The organism is Massilia sp. P2_C2, assembly GCF_056404615.1.
Window position 1 is genome coordinate 1 of record NZ_JBFUDR010000391.1, and the last position, 4,927, is coordinate 4,927.

Here is a 4,927-nt window from a genome sequence, read left to right on the forward strand (position 1 = left end):
GGCGAGGTGTGGGACGCGCCGCGCTTCGGCTACCGCGGCATGATGCTCGACGTGGCCCGTCACTTCGCATCGGTGGCGACGGTCAAGCGCCTGCTCGACTGCATGGCGCGTTATAAACTGAATCGCCTGCACCTGCACCTGACCGACGACGAGGGTTGGCGGCTGCGCATCGATGCGCTGCCGGAGTTGACCGATATCGGCAGCAAGCGCGGCATGGCGGGCGGCCACGCCCTGCCACCGTCCTTCGGTTCCGGCGCCGCCGTGCGAACGTCCGCAGGCACGGGCTATTACGAGGCCGACGACTTCATCGCGATCCTGCGTCATGCGCATGCGCGCCACATCGAGGTCATCCCGGAATTCAACATGCCGGGCCACGCGCGCGCGGCCGTGCTGGCGATGCGCGCGCGCCACGACCGCCTGCGCGCACAGGGCGACGTCGAAGGGGCGGAGCGCTACCTGCTGAGCGATCCTGACGATGCCTCCGTCTACGAATCCGTGCAGCTGTGGCGCGACAACGTGATCTGCATCGCGCTGCCTTCGGTCGACCGCTTCATCGATACGGTCGTGGCCCATGTGGCGGCGCTGTACCGCGAAGCGGGCGTGCCGCTGCGGACCATCCACACCGGCGGAGACGAGGTGCCGCCGGGCGCATGGGAAGGCTCGCCGCGCTGCCGGGAGCTGATGCGCACACGGGGCTGGACGCACGTAGGGCAGCTGCACGCGGACTTTCTCGACCGCTGCCGCGCGATCCTGGCGCGCCACGGCCTCGCGTTCGCGGGCTGGGAAGAGACGGCGCTCGTGGTCGAGGAGGGCGGTCCCCGTTTCCAGGTCTACGCGTGGAACAACGCCTGGGGCTCGGGCAAGGAGGACGTCGCCTACCGCCTCGCCAACGCCGGCCACGACGTCGTGCTGGCGAACGCCGCCAACCTGTACTTCGACCTCGCCTACGCCAAGGATCCGCAGGAGCCGGGTTATTACTGGGCCGGCTTCGTCGAGACGCGCCACGCGTTCGGCTTCTGCCCGCTGGACATGATCGTCGGCGCCGCCAGCGACCCGATGGGGCAGGCCGTGCCGGCGGAACGCCTGGCCGCGATGACGCGCCTGACGCCGCAGGGCCGGCGCCGCGTCAATGGCCTGCAGGGACAGCTGTGGGGAGAAAACGCCCGCACGCGCGACCGCATCGAATACCTGGCCGCGCCGCGTCTCGTGGCGCTGGCGGAGCGCGCGTGGGCGCCGGATCCCGGCTGGTGCGCGATCGGGGACGCCGCCGCGCGCGCTCGTGCGATGGCGGACGACTGGAACGAGTTCGCCAACCGCCTCGGCCAGCGGGAACTGGCACGGCTGGACCGCGCGCCGCTGGCCTATGGCTACCGCCTGCCGCCGCCGGGCGCGATCGCCGCGGGCCGGACGGTCCACGCGAACGTCGCCCTGCCGGGCCTCGCGCTGCATTACACTCTGGACGGCAGCGAGCCCGACGCGGCCGGCCCGCGCTACACGGCGCCGGTGGACGCGCCGCCGGAGGCGGTCGTGTTCAAGGTCGCCACCTTCGACACGCGCGGGCGCAAGAGCGCAACCGTCGTCATCGCACTGGACTCCCATGGATAACATCCGCCCCGACCATCTATCTCCCGTCCGCCATCCGCTGGCCTGGGTGCCCACGCTGTATCTCGCACAGGGCCTGCCGTTTTATAGCGTCGCCCTCGTGGCGGGGCTGATGTTCAAGAGCATGGGCGTGCCCAACGAGCAGATCGCGCGCTGGACCGGCGTGCTGGGCCTCGCCTGGGTGTTCAAGGCACTCTGGAGTCCCTTCCTGGAACTGGCCGCGAGCAAGAAGCGCGTCGTCGTCGTGCTGCAGGTCACGGGCGGCGCCGCGCTCGCGGCACTGGCGCTCGCGCTGCAGTTGCCCGCGTGGTTCGCGCTGGCGATCGGACTGCTGGGCATCGTGGCGCTGGCGTCCAGCACGCACGACATCGCGGCCGACGGTTTGTATATCGCGAGCCTGTCGGCCCGCCAGCAGGCTGCCTACGCCGGCTGGCAGGGCGCGTTCTTCAACGGCGCCAAATTCCTGTCGCTGGGTGGACTCGTGATCCTGGCCGGCTTTCTCGAACAGCGCGTCGGCGCGCCGGCCGCGTGGGCCACCGTGTTCGGCCTGCTCGGCGCGCTGCTGGCGGGGCTCGGGCTGTATCACGCGTGGGCCTTGCCGGGCGCGCCCGCGCCGGCGGGTGGGCCAGGCTCAGTGCGTGTTTCCTTGCGCGGCACGGCCGCGGTGCTGGCGGACGTCGTGCGCGCCTTCTTCGCCAAGCCGGGCATCTGGATGGGCATCGTGTTCATCCTGCTGTTCCGGCTCGCGGAAGGGCAGGTGCAGACGATCGGCCCGCTGTTCCTGCGCGATGCGCGCGCGCTCGGCGGCCTCGGTCTCTCCACGCAGGAAGTGGGCGCCATCTACGGCACGGCCGGCACGGCGGCCTTCCTCGTCGGCAGCATCCTCGGCGGCTGGTTCACGTCGCGCGTGGGCCTGGCGCGCGCGATGCTCACGCTGATCCTGGCGATGAACGTGCCGAACCTCGTGTTCTGGTACCTGGGCACGGCGCAACCGTCGGACCTGGGCCTCGTCACCGCGGCGCTGTCGGCCGAGATGTTCGGCTACGGCTTCGGCTTCGTCGGCATGATCCTGTTCATCATGCAGGTGATCGCCCCCGGCCCCTACCAGACGGCGCACTACGCGCTGGGGTCCGGGTTCATGCAGTTGGGCTTCGTGCTGTCGAAGGTGGTCAGCGGAGACATCCAGGCATGGCTCGGCTACCGGCATTTCTTCTTGTGGGTCGTGCTGTCGGCGCTGCCTATCCTTGTGCTGGTCCGTTTTGTGAAGATGACACCGGCTTCCCAGGTTTCGTGAATTTATACGCCATATATACTCTGGTTGGAGTATGATTGGCGTATGAATCCAAGGAAGCCATCATGAAGCTTGTTGAAACGAAACCAAAATTTCCCGATACCGATAAAGTCACGATCAATCTGGGCCTCGTCGACCTGGCGCAGATGGACCTGCTCGTGGCGGAGGGTTTTTATACGAACCGCACGGATTTCGTCCGCACGGCCATCCGCAACCAGTTGCAGCAGCACGGCGACGCGATCCGCCAGACGGTCACGCGCAAGCGTTTCGTCATGGGGATGCAGCGCTATACCCGGGCCGAGCTGGAGGCGAGCGTCGCCGCCGGCGAACGGCTCGACATCCACGTGCTGGGCCTCGCCACGATCGACGACGACGTGACGCCCGAGCTGGCGCGCGCCGCCATCGCATCGATCCAGGTGCTGGGCGCGTTCATGGCGCCCACCCCCGTCAAGACCGCGCTCGCGGACCGCATCCTATCCTGAGGTACACGATGAAACCCTACGAAAAATTTGTTGAGAACATGCTCAAGGCGGTCCGCGAGGGCCAGGGCAAGGACCCGGCCGCCGCGACGGCGCTCATCCACGAAACGCTGCGCAACGCCGGGCTGATGCCGGGCGGCGGCCAGCCCGGTGCGCACGCGTCCGCGCGTCCGCCGTTCGCCGCGCCGTTCGCAGACATGAAAGGCGCGCCGGCCTGGGGCCGCAGCGCCATTCCGGAAGGCGATGCGCCGTTCGCGGACTGGCGCGCCCGTTTCGACGGACTGCGCCAGCGCCCGCGTCCCGCCACGCCGGATGCGCCGGGCACCTTCCTCGAAGGCGAGTTCGGCAACGCGGCCGGCACGCGTCGCTACCGTTTATATGTGCCGGCGCGCGCTGCCTCCGGGCCGCGGCCGCTCGTCGTGATGTTGCACGGTTGCCAGCAGGATGCCGGCGATTTCGCGGCCGGCACGGCGATGAACCGGCTGGCCGAGGAGGAAAACTGCCTCGTGCTGTACCCGGAACAGGACCGCGGCGCCAACGGGTCGAACTGCTGGAACTGGTTCGATGCGGCGCACCAGGGGCACGGGGAGGGGGAGCCGTCTCTGATCGCCGACATGACCCGGGAGATCATCCGCACGCACGGCGCCGACCCGCGCCGCGTGTACGTGGCGGGCCTGTCGGCGGGCGGCGCGATGGCGGCCGTGATGGGCGCCGCCTACCCCGAACTGTACGCGGCCGTCGGGGTTCACTCCGGCTTGCCGGTGGGGGCCGCGCGCGACCTGATGTCCGGGCTGCACGCGATGAAGGGCACGTCGAAGGGCAAGCGCCACGCCAACTTGCGCCGGCGGGTGCCGCTGATCGTCATCCACGGGGACCAGGATGCCGTCGTTCATCCATCCAATGGCGAGGCGCTGTTCCACCAGTTCACGCATGACGGCAAGTTGAGCGAGATCGAAGAAAGCGGCACGACCGGTAGCGGACGTGGTTATACGCGTACGACGGCGCTGGACGATGCCGGCAAGGTGGTCGCGGAATACTGGGTCGTGCACGGGGCGGGCCATGCGTGGGCGGGCGGCAGTCCGGCCGGGTCGTACACGGATGGTGCGGGGCCGGATGCGTCGGCCGAGATGCTGCGCTTCTTCCTCGCCCGGTCCTGATTTGCTATGCTGAGGGATTCCGAGCATCGTGGATGGAGTGGTACATGGTTTCCCTGCAAGAGCAGCTGATGAAGGCCGGGTTGGTCGACAAGAAAAAGGTCAAGGTCGCCAACCAGGAAAAGGTCAAGCAGCAAAAAATCGAACGCCGCACGGGCGTGCAGAGCGTCAATGAGGCGAAGGAGGCCGCACTCGAGGCCCAGCGCCAGCAGGCCGAGCGCGCCCGCCAGCTCAACGCCGAGCGCGACGCCGCCGCGGCCGCCAAGGCCGTCGAGGCGCAGATCGCCCAGATGGTCAAGGTGAACCGCCAGCCCAAGGGCAAGGGGAACCTGGACGTCGCCTACAACTTCACGATCGGCACGAAGATCGAGCGCATCCACGTCTCGGGCATGGTGCGCGAC

The 4,927-nt window shown here is 68.8% G+C and carries 5 protein-coding genes; all 5 read left to right on the forward strand.

What is annotated here, in order from left to right:
• A partial coding sequence (locus tag AC1DYX_RS27800; RefSeq protein ID WP_477264930.1) for a family 20 glycosylhydrolase occupies nt 1-1,605 on the forward strand: 1,605 nt, incomplete at its 5' end.
• Nucleotides 1,598-2,896: an MFS transporter gene (locus AC1DYX_RS27805; RefSeq protein ID WP_477264932.1), complete on the forward strand. Its 1,299-nt coding sequence runs from the start codon at nt 1,598-1,600 to the stop codon at nt 2,894-2,896. The genes AC1DYX_RS27800 and AC1DYX_RS27805, both read left to right, overlap by 8 nt.
• A 62-nt stretch (nt 2,897-2,958) precedes the next feature.
• Nucleotides 2,959-3,375 carry a CopG family transcriptional regulator gene (locus AC1DYX_RS27810; RefSeq protein ID WP_477264934.1) on the forward strand — a complete coding sequence of 139 codons (417 nt, stop codon included), beginning with the start codon at nt 2,959-2,961 and terminating at the stop codon, nt 3,373-3,375.
• A 38-nt stretch (nt 3,376-3,413) separates the two neighbouring features.
• On the forward strand, nt 3,414-4,529 hold the full coding sequence (locus tag AC1DYX_RS27815; protein WP_477264936.1) for an extracellular catalytic domain type 1 short-chain-length polyhydroxyalkanoate depolymerase: 1,116 nt from the start codon (nt 3,414-3,416) through the stop codon (nt 4,527-4,529).
• Nucleotides 4,530-4,573: 44 nt separating this feature from the next.
• Nucleotides 4,574-4,927: DUF2058 family protein (locus AC1DYX_RS27820; protein ID WP_477264938.1), on the forward strand; the 354-nt coding region annotated here is incomplete at its 3' end.

Coding starts and splice junctions, on each gene's coding strand:
- AC1DYX_RS27810 (WP_477264934.1), top strand. CDS start 2,959: ATGAAGCTTGTTGAAACGAAACCAAAATTTCCCGATACCGATAAAGTC.
- AC1DYX_RS27805 (WP_477264932.1), top strand. CDS start 1,598: ATGGATAACATCCGCCCCGACCATCTATCTCCCGTCCGCCATCCGCTG.
- AC1DYX_RS27815 (WP_477264936.1), top strand. CDS start 3,414: ATGCTCAAGGCGGTCCGCGAGGGCCAGGGCAAGGACCCGGCCGCCGCG.